This is a genomic window from uncultured Nostoc sp. (assembly GCF_937863485.1).
Lineage (GTDB): Bacteria > Cyanobacteriota > Cyanobacteriia > Cyanobacteriales > Nostocaceae > Nostoc.
The window spans coordinates 1-15,462 of sequence record NZ_CALMFY010000248.1; the positions used below are offsets into that span (position 1 = coordinate 1).

Sequence of the window (15,462 nt, forward strand, 5' to 3'; positions counted from 1 at the left end):
CTTTTACCCCACCCTAACCCTCCCCTTATAAAGGGGAGGGAAGCAGATTTCTTATTTCCCTCCTTATAAAGGGGAGGGAAGCAGATTTCTTATTTCCTTATAAAGAGGAAAGAAGCAAATTTCTTATTTCCTTCCTTATAAAGGGGAAAGAAGCAGATTTCTTATTTCCCCCCTTTCTAAGGGGGAATTAAGGGGGGTAAATCCGACTCGTGTGTACACACCATAACCTTTTAGGAGAGAGGTCAAAACTGTACTGCACCCAAGCGAGAACCGCTATATAGTTCACGAAGCTCTAAGGTTCATCAACGGAGTTGAAAGACTCATTCACGAGTATAAAAGACTCGTCGGCGAGTATAAAAGACTCGTCAGCAAGTATTAAAGACCCATTTACGAGTATGAATCAACGACTCATGTAGTTTTTTGACGATTTTTGCGTAAGTGCTGATAAAATCGGAGAATGTATGAGCATGATTATGCACAACCGTATATTTACTACTTTATTTTTAACTCTATCTCTGGCTACCACACCCCAGTTTGTAGTTGCTCAAAACAATAGACCTCTTGCATAAATCAAAAATAAGAACCCCACCCCGCCAAAGCTATACTTTGTCTCCCCTAAGAGCAAGCGGGGTGGGGTGTTAGGGACTTTTGCAAGAAGTCTAATCACTATATCCAGCACTGTTGCATCTTTTACCAACAGCTTGAGAACTAATTCGGGGTGAAGCGATAGTCCTACAGAGTATCGGTTGTAGAAGTCAATTTTTAAATTTTGAATTAGAGTGTAGCGAAGATTACCTCTCCAAAGTCCCATTCACACAAACTCCTCGTTTTGGAAGACTTACCAAGATAGTTTGCTGCGGCGAAAGACTAATCTCATAAGTCTCATTTCCAAGTAACACCTGGAACTTCAGGGACTTCTCTTTGTCTACAACTGCTTTCACAGACTTGTTGATCCCCAAAGAGGAACTTCCCCCAGACTCCTGTAGGCTAGGGTAGTGGCTTGCTTTTGCCTCCTCATTCCTAGAGGAAAATCCCAGATCCCCGACATTTCCTTCTTTTTTTGGAACAGGTAACAGCGAGATATCAATCAAAGGTAAGGTAATTTTCAGTGTCGTACCTTGATGAAGTCCCACACTCTCAAGAGTAATGCTGCCTCCCATGAGTTCGATTAAGTTTCGTGAAATTGCTAGTCCTAGCCCAGTACCTTCAAACTGACGTGCGGTTGTGCCATTCACCATTACAAAGGGGCGAAATAGTTTGTGCTGTTGAGTTGGATCAATACCTATACCTGTATCTTTGACTATCACCACCACCTGAGATTTACCAGTACTATATTGAATTTCTGTAGCAATGGTGATGCTTCCTGTGTCAGTGAACTTAGTGGCGTTGCCGATAACATTAATCAGCACCTGCTTCAGTTTTGCTGCGTCTGCCTTAATTGGTATCGGTTTAGGATCTAACTCGCATTTTAATTGCAAGCCCTTTTGTTGAACATTAACTGATTGTAAATTAATCACCTCTAGCAATATTTGTCGGAGGTCAAGAGGTGTGGTGACTACAGAAAGCTTACCTGCTTCGATTTTAGAAATGTCGAGTAAATCATTAATAATACTTAGCAAATGAATCGTTGTTTCATCGGCACGTTTGAGGAAGTCCATTTCTTCTTCCCGGCTATCACATAATCCATCTTCAACCACGCGAATGCAGTTAATAATAGTATGTAATGGGTTTCTCAATTCATGAGAAGTCGTAGCCAAAAACTGGCTTTTAATTTGGTTAGCGCTTTTTGCCTCTTTCCAAGCTATTTCTAGTTCTTCTGCGCCAGCTTTGAGCCGTTCTACCATTTGGTCTAATGCTTGGGCAAGTTGATTGAATTCCCGAATTTGAAAATTGTGCGGAACTGGTTGTGCGGCGTGGTGAGAGTGAATATTTAGAGCGTAGTCTCGCAATTCTTCTACAGGACGTGCCAAGTAAGGAGCTAGATATAGGGATGCTAACAAAGTTGTACCAATCAAACCAACTGTCAAAACAATGAGAATTAGTTTGATTTCCTCTAAACCAAAAAGCGCATTATCGACACTAGTAACAGCTAAGACTATCCATTTTTGCTGCTGCTGTTGGGTGAGGGGATTTGCAATAGCCGTATAGCCAGCTACTAATTCTTTCCCCTTTGTAAAAGACAAATTTATCGAATCGTTTTGTCCTGCAATTGCATTTTTAATTATGCTCTTGAGTTGGGAAGCATTTGGGTGCTGATTGATATTAGTTCCCACCCAGTCTGCAAATGGGTGCGCCAAAATTGTCCCGTCTTCAGCAATCACTACCATAGCGCCTGTGAGCGATCCCGGCGGATTTTTGATTTGTTGGTACAATGCAGACTGAATACTTAAGCTGTAAACTAAATTTTTTCGGCTATCAGAGACTGGTGCAGATAACACTAATCGCAGTTGATTTTGTGTGTTTCTTTTTCCAGTTCTTCCTGTGTTTGACGGAAAGATTGCTTTAACATCAATTCCGTCACTAGGCAAAGGTAATCTCAATTCTCCAATTGCTTGATCCCCACAGCTACTAGCAATTATCTTCTGGTTTAGAAGATTCGTTAATTGGATGCACTCAATACTGGCTGGAAGTTGTTGCCTTAACTGCGTAAGAATTCCTTGCTCTTGTATAGGCGAACCCGACGGAATAACCATTGTTTTACTTACACTCAGCAAATTAGCTTTTAAGATAGCGATCGCATCTCCAATTCTCTCCCCTTTACTGATGGCGCTTTCTGTTAAATTTTGACGTGCAGTTCCCAATATGCTAGAACGTGCCTTATTCAAGGCAACAATCTCGCCTATAAGTAAAACTGGAACGAACAGCAGCAGTATTCTCGTTACTAAAATTCGACGAAAGGAAGATTGGCGGGAATTAGTCATCGAGTGTCTCACTTTGCATCTGCAAAACACAACAGCAAAGATATGTAATTAGACTAGCTAGATGAGACATTTTATTAAATTATCAGAATTTTATTTTCAATGTTTAAAAATAACAAATTGCTATAATTCAAAAAGAAACGTGGGATACCAAAACTCATATATGCTAGAAGATGTAAAAGCGCTTTGTGTTGCATATAAATACAGTGTTGAAATTGTAAAACGGTAGCTTGCAAGCATGGATTTTTTTGAGAATCTACACACGAGCAAAGAAAATATTCAAACTATCAAATTAATCTAATGTTGCAAGATCGTCCTCATACTACAGTTGTTTTAGCAATGAGTGCAGATGGCAAGATAGCGGATTTTAGGCGATCGCCTGCTCGGTTTGGCTCAAGAATTGATAAAGCACACTTAGAAAAACAAATCGCTGCCTCTGATGCAGTTTTATTCGGTGCTGGTACTTTGGACGCCTACGGAACAACACTTCCTGTATCAAATCCAACTTTAGTGGAACTTCGGGCACAAGCAGGGAAGCCTCCGCAGCCAGTTTATATAGTGACTACACACTCTGCAAACCTCAATCCGGAAATTCGCTTTTTTAAGCAACCAGTTAGACGCTGGCTACTCACGACAACAGCGGGAGCAGTTTCATGGAAAGGACGCTTACAGACACTTTCCTCAACTCTGGCAACCGAAGCACAGGAGTGCCCTCCAGAATTTGAGCAGATTCTGGTTTTTGAAACACCAACGCGAGAAATTGACATTCCCGCAGCTTTGAAGCATCTAGCCACTCTACATATAACACGCTTGGCGGTCTTGGGTGGAGGTGAATTAGTCGCTTCTTTGCTGGGATTAGATTTAATCGATGAATTATGGCTGACTATCTGTCCGCTGATTTTAGGTGGTAATACTGCACCCACACCCGTTGAAGGAAAAGGATTTTTATCGGATTTAGCTCCCAAGTTGCAACTTTTAGAAGTTCATACAGTTGAGCAAGAAGTGTTTTTGCACTATCGCCTGCAACGACCAGCAGATTAGATTACGCTAAGTAAAGTTATTGATCATTGGGCATTGGGCAATTCAATTTTGGATTTTGGATTTTAGATTTTGGATTAAATTTCGATTCTTTAATCCAAAATCGTTCGACTGAGCGTAGCCGAAGTCTAAAATCTAAAATTCTTGCTCCCCTGCCTCTCACTGATCCCTAATCCCTACTCCTCTAAAAAAAGCCAGACAATGGTGAAACAACTTAAGCCTCGCTATTCTGTTGTTTGGACGAACAAAATTGCCCAAGTACCCCAAGATGCCTGGAATGCTTTGGCAATGCCACTCAAAACGCCGTTTTTAGAATGGGAGTGGCTAAACAATATCGAAACCTCCCATAGTGCCACGGCTAAAACTGGTTGGTTGCCAAATCACTTGACATTGTGGCGAGATAGAACGCTGATTGCCGCTGCGCCACTTTATCTCAAAGGACACAGTTCTGGTGAATTTATTTTCGATCACCAATGGGCAGAGTTAGCCGCTCGCATCGGAGTCCAGTATTACCCAAAATTGCTGGGAATGACACCATTTACTCCCGCTGAAGGTTATCGGTTCTTAATTGCCCCAGGAGAAGATGAGGATGAAATCACAGCGATGATGGTGCATGAAATTGACACTTTTTGCTCCAAAAATCGAATTTCTGGGTGTCATTTTCTCTACGTCGATCCCCAATGGCGTCCGATGCTAGAACGGCATGGCTTTACAACATGGCTGCACCACAGCTACGTCTGGGAAAATGCTGGTTTTAAAACTTTTGATGACTACTTGAAAGTGTTTAATGCCAATCAGCGTCGCAATATCAAGCGGGAACGCAAAGCTGTGGAGAAAGCAGGTTTACGATTGCAAGCGTTGACTGGTGATGAAATTCCTCAGTCTTTATTTCCTTTGATGTACCAGTTCTATGCTGACACCTGTGATAAGTTTGGCTGGTGGGGTAGCAAGTATCTTACACAGCGGTTTTTTGAGCAGCTAAACACCGATTATCGCCATCGAGTCTTGTTTATTGCTGCATATAACGAGCAAGATAACTCTCATCCTTTAGGAATGTCTTTTTGTTTGTTTAAAGATGACAAACTCTATGGACGCTATTGGGGGAGTTTCCAAGAAATAGATTGCTTACATTTTGATGCTTGCTATTATGCACCGATTGAGTGGGCGATCGCTAACGGAATCCAAAATTTTGACCCTGGTGCGGGCGGGCGTCACAAAAAACGGCGCGGTTTCCCCGCTATGCCCAATCACAGCCTGCACCGCTTTTACAATAATCGTTTAGGACAAATTTTACTTCCCTATATAAAGGAAGTGAATCAACTCGAACAGCAGGAGATTGAGGCAATTAATGCAGAGTTGCCATTTAGTGAGAAAGGTGGTTGAGGAAAAAGAACTATTTTCATAGCAGAGTTTGCCGAATAATTAAGCTTTACTCGGCAAACAGATGCTTGCTTACCTTTTTTCACAATTTTGACATTCATTCAGAGGTGAGTATATAGTTTTTTTCTAACTATGGCTTCAAGAAATTTCTGTATAAATATTATTGCGGAATATTTTAAAATAAAAGTATAATTTATAGCAAAGGTATAATTTACTTTTAAGTAAAAAGAATCACAAATATATTAAAGATATAAAGAATGCTAAGTAAGATAGGAATTACACTTGATATAGGTGTAAAAATCTTGAAGAAAGAAATTTGCTTTTTAGAGTGCTTATGGATTTAATAGTTGAAGATTTAGCTACAATTGATGATAAACTTTCCCAACGTCATATTAACCTTGATCCCGGTGGATATTTCATTATTTACTTGGATCGAGACGCAAGGTTAATTTATGCCAAGCATTTCACAAATGTGATTGATGAGCGTGGTTTAGCTGTCGATCCAGAAACGGGAAAGGTAATTCCTGCACGAGAAAAGGTAGAACGAACTTACACGACGGTTTTTAGTGGGAGGACGGCGAAAGAACTTTGCGTGAAGATTTTTGAAGAAACTCAGCCCCCTCCTGTAACTCAATTAAATCATGCAGCTTATTTGGGTCGAGAATTTGTTCGGGCTGAGGTGGCTTTAGTCACAGAGCAAGAGTATGTTCAAGATTAAAGTTAGGAATGAGGAGTTAAAAGTTAAAAGTTAGGAGTTAGAAATTCCTAACTCCTAACTCCTAACTATTAATTCTCCCATTACCCATCAAGATGATGGCTGATTTATCTGATAGATGTAGTAAGTCGCCATTGGGATAACGGTGGCGGCAATTAACAATCCTACTACCCAAGCAGTAGCGTTACCTTGGTCAGTTTCTTCTGCTTTCTTGAAGGTGCCTTCTACCTGTACATTGTCAATTATTTCGGGTGGCCCTGGATCGGCTTTCCCAGAGAGGACGGCAACAAGGCGATCGCTTGCATCTAGAAATGCCTGATTGTATTTGTTACCATTGCGTAACGGCACACTTACTGTTTCAGTAGCTACACTCTCGGCAATAGAGTCTGTCAGTAAAGGCTTAACTTGATCCCCGGTAATAATCGCAGTACCATTGGTAACCGTATCAATAACCAATAAGGTTTGATTAGCTTGGGCTGATTTTGTGGGAAACCATTTTTTAAACAACTCTTTGGTGAAGCTTTCCGGTGTTTCACCGTAGTCGAGGCGGCGAACAGTAACTATTCTGACTTCCTTATCTGTTTGCTTTGCCAAATCTTTGAAAGCGCTGCTAATCTTACCTTCATTCAGACGGCTGATGACTTCACCTTGATCCAAAACCCAGGTGTCATTCCCTGCTGTGAGGTTGGATATTTGATCCACACCTGTGGCTAAAGCAGGTGTGGCAAACAGCGAAGCTGCTATGATAACCGTCACCAAAGGTAGAATTAGCCAGATGAGATGTTTTTGACTGCTAAATACTTGTTTAAGAAGCTGTTTCATCATATGAACCCTAAGACAGACTTGCACCAAAAATACTACAGAACTACTGTAAAAATCACCTCATTCCCAGTTTTCTCCAGTATGAAGTTTCTGCTACTGCCAGCAGATATATATTTTAAGGGATTTTTTTGACTGCACAAATTTGTTCTGATTGCGGCTGCAAGCATTAACCTGACAAGAAATAATGCCCATTTTGGGAATTAACCCAAATATTTAGGGCGGAATTTGCAAACCATCTAGAGATGATATCGTATAACCAATATTTTTGGCAGCATCAAGGATATTTTTTATATCTGCAAGTAGCTTTTTCTGCTGTAGCCATCGATGAGCGATATCTGCATTTTTCTAATATTTTAGCTAAACCTATATCAATATAATATATACATGACCATAATTTTAACTAACGACGACGGCATTGACGCTCCCGGTATAAAAGCGCTAATCAAAGCTGTAAATGGCAAAAATGTTATTATCGCTGCTCCTGCTGATCATCAGTCTGGCTGTGGACATCAAGTTACTACCACTCATGCTATTAACCTCCAGCGACGTTCTGAGACTGAATATGCGATCGCAGGCACTCCCGTAGATTGTGTAAGAATCGCTATAACACAAATTAACTCAGATGTCAAATTTGTGCTTTCAGGTATCAATGCTGGGGGCAACTTGGGAGTCGATGCCTATATTTCTGGCACAGTGGCTGCTGTGCGGGAAGCCGCAATGCACGGTATTCCTGGAGTTGCCATTTCCCACTATCGCAAAGCCAAGCAGAATTTTGATTGGGATATGGCTGCCAAATTAACAGCTGAAGTTTTAGCGGACTTACTCAAGCGCCCCCTAGAACCGGGAAGCTTCTGGAATGTGAATTTGCCGCATCTACAACCAGGAGAACCAGATCCTGATGTGGTGTTTTGCCAAGCCTGTACCAAACCTTTGCCTGTCAACTATCGAATTGAAGGCGATGATTTTTATTATGTAGGAGAATATGGCAAACGCGATCGCACTCCTGGTAGCGATGTGGATGTATGTTTTTCTGGCAATATCGCAGTAACTCAGTTAAAGGTTTGACATTTAGTTAACAGTGACGATTGAATCCCTTTAGCTTGGTGCAGTCACTCATGGGGAGCGACTCTTGTTGCAATTGGCGTGGAACCCCCCAGACACTTTCTACCAGACCAAGGCGTAGCAAGATCCCTGTAGGAGTACGAAGACTCGGTTTAGCTGCGCTATGCGCGGCATCGTCTCACGCCACTTGCTCAACTCTTGGAACCACCAAGGAGTGGTTCCCCAGATACCAAAGGGAGAGGCTAACTTCTGCCGTAGGATGCCCGGTCGCGTAGCGTCTCCTGTCTTGAGAAGGGCTGTAGGAGAAGACCGTGCTGCTTCACCAAAACCCAAAATTGCTATTAGTCATCCAATGCTTGAATTAAGGACATAAACCGATCTAGAGTTTGTGTCAGTTGGTTGAGTTTTTGCAGTGAATCATGGTGAGATTCTGCAAGAGTCTGTACAGCATCACACAACGCGATAATTTGGTAGCCTTGCTGTTGCACCTGCTGTCCCTGTGCTTCAACTTGGATGCTGAGAGTCTCCAATCTTTCTGCAAGACGCTCAATTGTCTCAGTCGTAGAAAGTACTGCTTCCCCTATTTGCTCAACAATAGATTCCAAGCGATTTATTTTTACTTCGACTCCTGCTGAAATCATTTCTTTATACCCTAATTTTGAAAAAGCATCTTAGTACAATTCCTAATACCAATTGAAATAATTAATTTCAGTACAAATATTAAATAACACTGTGATTCCGATAATATGTATTATTTTGTTCTTTGATACTTCTACCCAATGTTGTGTTTAGCTACTTATACGTAATTAATTGATGACAATTTTTAATCAAGCTTCTTGATCCTGGTTGACTGACAAAAATTCTCAAAGTCTTGTCCCTTCGCTTTCGTCCCGCTTGGGAATCAATTTCCAAGCTAATAGCTCAAGTCTACTAAAGTCGACTTGATATGCTTTTGGGTTCACTTTAATGGACTTGAGCTATGAGCAAGCAATTTATTGCAGGGCGGGTTAGAGTACAACGCATTCATATTTGTCAGTTAACGAGTTTTTAACCACATATTTAAAATGATTAGTCACCCCTCCCAAGATATAGTTAAGGAAAATCAGCTTCAATTTATCCAAAATTGTGCTAACCAAAAACTTAATGAAGATTAAGTAAATGGATGGTTAAAATGGATACTTTTAATTAAGCTAAGTTTCTAGTCTAATTAAGTTTCAGTAATTATACCCTTGTTGCTTAACATTTAGCTCGACTAATTCACTAAACATTAGTAACAAACATTTTGGTAAGTGCTATTTATCCAAACTAGGAATTTAAAGTTACCTATTAAAGTTCAGTACAGCCGAAATTTAAGCGTTATTTGGACATTGGGGAGAGCTTGTAGGACTATTAATCTTATGGCTATTGTTTAGTGCGATCGCGATCAAAATTGCTGATCCAGTTAAAATTTTCCAGGTTTTGAAATCTGGTAGAGTTTCATTTTCAAGGTTTTGAAATCTGGTAGAGTTTCAGTGGTACTGAACACTAATTTCAAAAAAAGGAGAACAATATGCAGTTTCTCAAAATTGTTCTTGTCACTCTTGTGTTGATGGTGAACCTGATAATTGCTCAACCCGCTTGGGCCGGCAAGGATTTTACTAAGGGGGCTGACTATGCTGAGGTAACTCAGGCGCTCAATCAACTTCTAACTGTAAAGGATACACCTGAGCAAGCTGGCTATACACCTGAGCAATTCCAGCAACGACTGGCACAATTGCAGTTTCAGAAAAATATCATAGAAACAGCTAGAAAGCGGGCACAGTGCCGCAATGAAACTGGAAAGACATTGGCTGTCTATGCCAATAAACCAAAAAAATCTCCAACCCAACTCTACTTCCTGGGTGCAGGAACAATCACGGATGATGATTGGGATTGCGATGGCATTTACTTACCCGCTGGTTCTCAAGTGGTTCTAAGCCCGAACGCTCAACCACAACAACTGACTGAACCAATCGCCGTCAAGTTTGTCGATGGTACACAGTCTAGTGCTAGAACCAATCCAGCCACTGGTGTAATTGAATTCAATGTTGAACCTGCCAAAGTATTCAAGGCAGGTGAGAGCGGCTGGTTGCTCCCAACTTTGTCCCAAGCAGATATCGATACGCAAATTCCCACCCCACAACTGATTGATTAATCTCATCTAGATAAGGGACTTCCAGTTAAAAAAACATCCCATCCCCGCGGGACGCTCCGCGAACGTAGGGGCGCAAGGCCAAGATCCCCTACAAATGTACAAATAATTTTGGATAATTTATTTTTTGTCAGTCCCTAATTCAAAGTCCCCCTTTTTAAGGGGAGTGACTGGCGTCCGGCGAGCCACTCTTGTTGGACGTGGCGTGGATTTAGGAGAGTCTAAAAGTATTTGATACATCATTAGTAACTTTTAAAACATTCTCTAAAGGAGAATCTTCAACCATTGAACAATCAACTCTTAATTAAGGAAAAATTACAAGCCAAGCTTGAGAAGATTCAAACTAAGAGCGATGGTTCTCCCGTTACCAATTTGAAGCTAGACAAAACTTTAGCTGAAGAAATTGAACAATTGACGACGGAACTGGAGAGCGTCAATCCCAATCTCAATCCTCTTCTCAATGCTATTTATTTACTGGATGGAGCTTGGCAACTGCAATACTCCACTGCGAGAGAAATCCGTTCTTTAGTTTCTCTCCCATTGGGATTAAAGCTGGGTAAAGTTTATCAAGTGATTGATGTTGCAAATAAATTGTTTTTCAATCTAGCTAAAGTTAAACATTCTCTGGGGCTAGTATCAGGATATGTCAAAGTGACAGCTAGCTTTGAGCCAGCCAAAGAAGATTTAGAGCCTTTAGCGAACAAACGCCTCAACGTCTATTTTGACAAACGCTACCTATCGATTGATAAAATTATCGGCATTAATACCCCTCAACTCAACCAATTTAAGGTTGTCCCAGCAAATAATCCTACTAACAGAACTGCCACACTGGACATTACTTACTTAGATGAAACCTTAAGAGTTGGACGTGGAGGAGATGGAAGTTTATTCATTCTTAGTAAATCCAATGATTTACCTGATTTCACCTCCTAAATTGGAAATTGATCGCACCGCCGAATGAATATGGCTCTTTCAATAATGCATCTTTTCACCAAGGTAAAACCAGGTTCTGCGATGGTAGAGCTTAAAACATTAAATTTAAGGGTAGGTTATGGTATAGAAGAAGATGTTAATGCCGATCCTATTAGTCCCAGGCAAGTTTTAATTGTTAGGTATGAAGATATTTTCGACTTATCAATTAAACCAGGAGAATTACGAGAAAATATTGTGGTTACAGGGATAGAATTTGATAATTTTATCCCTGGTTCTCTGCTAACCTTTGAAAGTGGTGCGGCAATTCGTCTAACTTTTCACTGCGAACCGTGTAAACGAATAGCCCACTTAGTAGAATCATTAAAAAGTATCCAAGGTAAAAGAGGAATTTTAGGCGTAGTTATTAAATCAGGTAAAATCCAGGTTGGTAGTAATTTTCAGGTTCAAGCTAATAAATTTCCAGTATTATCTGAAAATCCCTATGAACGGTTCCTAAATTTTATCATCAAAATTCCAAGTGGGAAAGTAGTTACATATAAACAGATAATCAGAGGCATGGGAGTAGATAATAGCTATCTAAGAGCTATTCCTACATACCTGAAAAAAACCTCGGCGGCTGATTATCCGGTACATAGAATATTAGACTCTAAAGCTTATTTGATAACTTATGTTAACCAACAAAAAAATAAGTTGGAAACTGAAGGAGTTAAGGTTTTATTTGAGGAAAATTTATTGAACAAGTTAAACAAAAATTTTGTAGATATTAAAGATTATTTATGGGAAGATGACACTATATATCTAAAATAGATACTACTAACGTAATTATTCTGTATTATACAGAGTTAAATCCTTTGTTTTATCAAGATAATCCTTGATTTTTGATTTGTTTAGATGTAGCTTCCATAAAGTCGATAAAAACTTTTATGAGCTTATGGATTCCCTCGCTACCTCCTGCAATTAAGCCTCCTGTAAGTAATGCATCTAAACAACGGAAAATAATTACTTGTATTGGATTATCTAAATCAATAACTACAAGTGGTTCGATTGAGCGAATACCTATTGCGCTCATTAAAAGACCGAATAAAAGGGATGTCCATAGAGCAATTATTCGTGTATCAGATTTATAGGCTGTTCTTTGACGCTCTTTTTCATTTAAATCATCAATTTGTGGCTGGAAAATTTTTAATGAGTCTTGTTGATTTTTTGTAAAATTTTGGATGATTTGTTCTTCTAAACTCATTCCTTCAGGCGGTAGTCCACTGACTTGATTTGATTCCAAAGAAGGAAACTGTTTCTGTTGGACTTCCATAAGTCTTATTTTCTCAGACATAAGAGCCTTTTCTTGCTGAATACTAATATCTAATTGTTCAACAAATGGGCCTCGCCAAGTAGTTATAAAAACTTCTAAAGAACGCTCTAACAACAAAGAAATAAATAACTGTAATGTGAGTAATTGAATAATATCATTAATCCCAAATGGTTTTAAAATAAATGGTTTAGATGATAACCAAGTTGATAAAGTTACTACTAGAAAACTAATAATAATTAACAAAACAAATAGAGGAGATTCTGGAGAAAGCTTTTGCAACGTATCTATACTCCTGTTTTGCGCCACAATATTTAACACAGCCTGGAGGTGAGAACTACACCTGCTGAGTTACTTAACAACGTTAATTTGATAGAACAGTAAATAATTTATTACACGACCCTTTTTTCCAGGAGGTGATAGGCTACCCCACCCCCGAAGGATGTCTTCTTTACCAGACGCTACGTGTAGCTTGCTTGTATTGTAGGGATACGACGGGCTATGACGCTCGTTCGCCCTTGGCGTCTCGCCAAGGGAGAAGACTCGCTAACGCAACTCTTAGAGACGCTGCGCGTAGCTTGCTTCCCCGCAGGGGTACGCTATCGGTGTCGCACCTTGGTGATAGCAGGATAATATGATGGCTCGTGACACCAGAGCCACACTAACCCAAAAGTATTGCTATACAAGTATTTAATAAGTAAATATTAGGTTTAAATTGAAAAAAACAAGGCGCTCGCACTTTCCTCTCAGAGAGCAACAACTGTAGCACCAACTAAAAACCCCTCCAAGATTGGAGGGGTTAAAGTAATTTTTGGTAATGGGATAATGGGGGGAGACAGCAGCTTTTCCTCTCTGGTGACGCATTTTCTTGTCAAAGCAACGATATGATAGTATCGCATTTCATAAATCCGTTACGAACCTCTGCAATACTGTACTTAGTAAGAGAAATCATTAATGTTACCGAATGATGTCAGTTGCGAATCGACAGCGTTTAGATAACCTCTATCATTCAAAGCTTGTGCTGGTAACTTTTTAGCATTGACAGCAGCCTTAACCACATCTAGTGCAGTGAGGTTTCCTATTTGGTATTGGAATACCAAAGCACTACCACTAGGAATACCCTGTGTTTTCAGGTTACCTTGATAAGCTAGAAATGCAGCATTAAAGGGTTTCAGGTAGCTGACGTTCGGAGAATGAGTGGATAAATTGTTAGAGTTGATAGCGAGAAGTTTGCCACTATTGTTAGTAGCTGTTTGAGCGCCACCGATTGCAGGTAATAAAGCAATAGAAGCAACAATGAGTACAGAATCTATAAAGATAGAAAATTTCATCGGGTTATCCTTAGTTAAAGTAAAGTGCAATTAGTGTTCTTAAGTAATAGAGTCTTATTTTTTACCAGTCTCAACTTCCTGCACTCAGGTCACCTGAACGGTTGATTTATTCCTCACCCATTCGGGTGATCTAATTGAGCGCAAGAACTGAAAAATTGAACCCATCCTACAGATCATTCAAACTTGCTAAGACCCATAATGTGATAAGCAAGAACAGCAGTATCAAAGGGTTTCAGGTAATTGATATTTGGGGAATGGCTGCGTAAAATATTAGATTTAATAGTTGTGTTGATTGATGTGCCACTCTTGCTATGAGTGGCTATTTGAGTCCTAGCGATTCTAGATAGGATATTAGAATCAACAATATGTGCAAAATTGAGCAAGGGAAAGAGTTTCATTATTGATGCTGTGTTGGTTAATAAATCGGGAGTAAAGTTTAGGACAAACTTGAACAGATACAGCGCTTTGCAAGTAAATAAAGTACACTCCTCCCCAACCCTCCCCAAGGCATCGGGGAGGATACGCGACAGCGCAGGTGGGGTATTTTTGTAAGTCACAAATTTGAAATCTGCTGTATGTATTTAACTGAGGTAATCTAAAAAATTATGCAGCCCTATTACTCAGTCGTAGGCGTAGCCCAACGCAGGCATCGCATTTCTGCACTATCTCCTTCAACAGCAAATTTATTGATTAACTATGCTTGAATGTATTTTTGATTCAGGTTTACCGAACATACAAATTAGGGCAAACCGTAATTTTATTTCATGTCTAATTAGGGACGGTAATCATCAATCAGTTGGTGCTAATAACCGAATCTACAGCAGGCTTAACTCTACATAATATGAAGATGTAAGCACTAACTGAAGTGCCAAAGTGATTAAACAAAAGTTATTTGATGCGAGGGAAGAGTTATGACATTAGTTCGTTGGAATTCTTGGAGAGAAATTGACACTCTACAACGTCAACTCCATAATTTATTTGAAGACACCAGAGTACCATCTGCATTGTTAGATAGAGGCTTGAGCAAAGTTCCTGCTGCTGAGATACAAGAAACTGAAGATGCTATTCATCTGAAGCTAGAACTTCCAGGAATAGAAGCTAAAGACTTGGATGTACAAGTCACAGAAAACGCTGTTTATGTTAGTGGTGAGCGGAAGTCTGAAACTAAAATTGAGGAAAAAGGTATTACCAAAAGTGAGTTTCACTACGGGAAATTCAAACGCGTAATTCCTCTATCTGCTCGGATTCAAAATACTAACGTTACGGCAGATTATAAAGATGGCATCTTAAATCTGACATTGCCTAAAACTGAGCAAGAAAAGAACAAAGTTGTCAAAGTTAATTTGGAACAACCTGCTGCCTAATAGCTTGTGATCTAGATTACTCTACCTCCTTTGATAGATTGAGATAGCTAAAAGCCCGGTTACTATCGTGACCGGGCTTTTTTGTAACAATTATCTGGAATTGGCGCGTAAGTCCTGTGTGCATGAATTATCTAAAATAACTGGAGGGCGACGCCGAATAGCCCGTCGTAGACATCGCCTTTTTTTAAAGTTTGTAAAGGAATTCCACTATATATAGATAGATAACAGAACCCAAGGGTGCGATCGCCTCTGCCGGGTGGGTACACCATCGCAAAGCCCGATGCCTGGGTTGAACTACATCTACCCACCTTTTTACCTTTAAATAAGTAGAGCTAATAGGTTCTATCAGTTTTACAAAAGCGACACAGTTGATTAAAAATTGTAAAGCAGTGTAAAGTAGTTTCACAGGCGAAAACAAAACCG

Annotated in this window: 16 protein-coding genes; 9 read left to right on the forward strand and 7 right to left on the reverse strand. The window is 39.9% G+C overall.

The window, feature by feature from the left end:
- Positions 1–791 precede the first annotated feature (791 nt).
- Positions 792–2,921, reverse strand: a complete 2,130-nt coding sequence (locus tag Q0541_RS34030; protein WP_298921488.1) for an ATP-binding protein — start codon at positions 2,919–2,921, stop codon at positions 792–794.
- 297 nt (positions 2,922–3,218) lie between these two features.
- On the opposite strand from Q0541_RS34030, the gene Q0541_RS34035 reads away from it, so the two are divergent.
- The 3 genes from Q0541_RS34035 to Q0541_RS34045 all read left to right on the forward strand — a co-directional run bounded on the left by Q0541_RS34035 (position 3,219) and on the right by Q0541_RS34045 (position 6,054).
- Entirely contained in the window at positions 3,219–3,959 is a 741-nt protein-coding gene (locus tag Q0541_RS34035; protein WP_298921490.1) for a RibD family protein, read from the forward strand.
- Between the two features lie 198 nt (positions 3,960–4,157).
- On the forward strand, positions 4,158–5,339 hold the full coding sequence (locus Q0541_RS34040) for a GNAT family N-acetyltransferase (protein WP_298921492.1): 1,182 nt from the start codon (positions 4,158–4,160) through the stop codon (positions 5,337–5,339).
- A gap of 331 nt (positions 5,340–5,670) precedes the next feature.
- Entirely contained in the window at positions 5,671–6,054 is a 384-nt protein-coding gene (locus Q0541_RS34045; RefSeq protein ID WP_298921495.1) for a DUF4346 domain-containing protein, read from the forward strand.
- 87 nt (positions 6,055–6,141) lie between these two features.
- On the opposite strand, the gene Q0541_RS34050 is transcribed toward Q0541_RS34045, so the two are convergent.
- Complete coding sequence (locus tag Q0541_RS34050; RefSeq protein ID WP_298921519.1) at positions 6,142–6,873, reverse strand: TPM domain-containing protein; 732 nt, start codon at positions 6,871–6,873, stop codon at positions 6,142–6,144.
- A gap of 384 nt (positions 6,874–7,257) precedes the next feature.
- Between Q0541_RS34050 and surE the strand changes: the two genes are divergently transcribed.
- Positions 7,258–7,938 (forward strand): 5'/3'-nucleotidase SurE, encoded by a 681-nt coding sequence (gene surE, locus Q0541_RS34055; RefSeq protein WP_298921497.1) that lies wholly within the window; start codon positions 7,258–7,260, stop codon positions 7,936–7,938.
- Positions 7,939–8,037: 99 nt separating this feature from the next.
- Here the strand turns inward: surE and Q0541_RS34060 are convergent, their stop codons facing one another.
- Both Q0541_RS34060 and Q0541_RS34065 read right to left on the reverse strand, forming a co-directional pair.
- A complete protein-coding gene (locus Q0541_RS34060; RefSeq protein ID WP_298921500.1) occupies positions 8,038–8,268 on the reverse strand; it encodes a hypothetical protein in 231 nt (76 codons plus the stop codon).
- Between the two features lie 8 nt (positions 8,269–8,276).
- Positions 8,277–8,576, reverse strand: coding sequence for a hypothetical protein (locus tag Q0541_RS34065; RefSeq protein WP_298921502.1), 300 nt, complete (start codon positions 8,574–8,576; stop codon positions 8,277–8,279).
- 908 nt (positions 8,577–9,484) lie between these two features.
- Between Q0541_RS34065 and Q0541_RS34070 the strand changes: the two genes are divergently transcribed.
- From Q0541_RS34070 to Q0541_RS34080, 3 genes are all read left to right on the forward strand, one after another.
- Positions 9,485–10,108, forward strand: coding sequence for a hypothetical protein (locus tag Q0541_RS34070; protein WP_298921504.1), 624 nt, complete (start codon positions 9,485–9,487; stop codon positions 10,106–10,108).
- Positions 10,109–10,390: 282 nt separating this feature from the next.
- Positions 10,391–11,038: a PAP/fibrillin family protein gene (locus Q0541_RS34075; RefSeq protein ID WP_298921506.1), complete on the forward strand. Its 648-nt coding sequence runs from the start codon at positions 10,391–10,393 to the stop codon at positions 11,036–11,038.
- A 30-nt stretch (positions 11,039–11,068) separates the two neighbouring features.
- Complete coding sequence (locus tag Q0541_RS34080; RefSeq protein ID WP_298921507.1) at positions 11,069–11,845, forward strand: MGMT family protein; 777 nt, start codon at positions 11,069–11,071, stop codon at positions 11,843–11,845.
- Between the two features lie 52 nt (positions 11,846–11,897).
- On the opposite strand, the gene Q0541_RS34085 is transcribed toward Q0541_RS34080, so the two are convergent.
- Positions 11,898–12,665: a hypothetical protein gene (locus tag Q0541_RS34085; RefSeq protein WP_298921509.1), complete on the reverse strand. Its 768-nt coding sequence runs from the start codon at positions 12,663–12,665 to the stop codon at positions 11,898–11,900.
- A 180-nt stretch (positions 12,666–12,845) separates the two neighbouring features.
- On the opposite strand from Q0541_RS34085, the gene Q0541_RS34090 reads away from it, so the two are divergent.
- Complete coding sequence (locus Q0541_RS34090) at positions 12,846–12,977, forward strand: hypothetical protein (RefSeq protein WP_298921511.1); 132 nt, start codon at positions 12,846–12,848, stop codon at positions 12,975–12,977.
- 302 nt (positions 12,978–13,279) lie between these two features.
- Here the strand turns inward: Q0541_RS34090 and Q0541_RS34095 are convergent, their stop codons facing one another.
- Positions 13,280–13,675, reverse strand: coding sequence for a hypothetical protein (locus Q0541_RS34095; RefSeq protein ID WP_298921513.1), 396 nt, complete (start codon positions 13,673–13,675; stop codon positions 13,280–13,282).
- A gap of 911 nt (positions 13,676–14,586) precedes the next feature.
- On the opposite strand from Q0541_RS34095, the gene Q0541_RS34100 reads away from it, so the two are divergent.
- A complete protein-coding gene (locus tag Q0541_RS34100; RefSeq protein WP_298921515.1) occupies positions 14,587–15,039 on the forward strand; it encodes an Hsp20/alpha crystallin family protein in 453 nt (150 codons plus the stop codon).
- Positions 15,040–15,223: 184 nt separating this feature from the next.
- Here the strand turns inward: Q0541_RS34100 and Q0541_RS34105 are convergent.
- On the reverse strand, positions 15,224–15,462 hold a 239-nt coding region (locus Q0541_RS34105; protein ID WP_298921517.1), incomplete at its 5' end, for a hypothetical protein.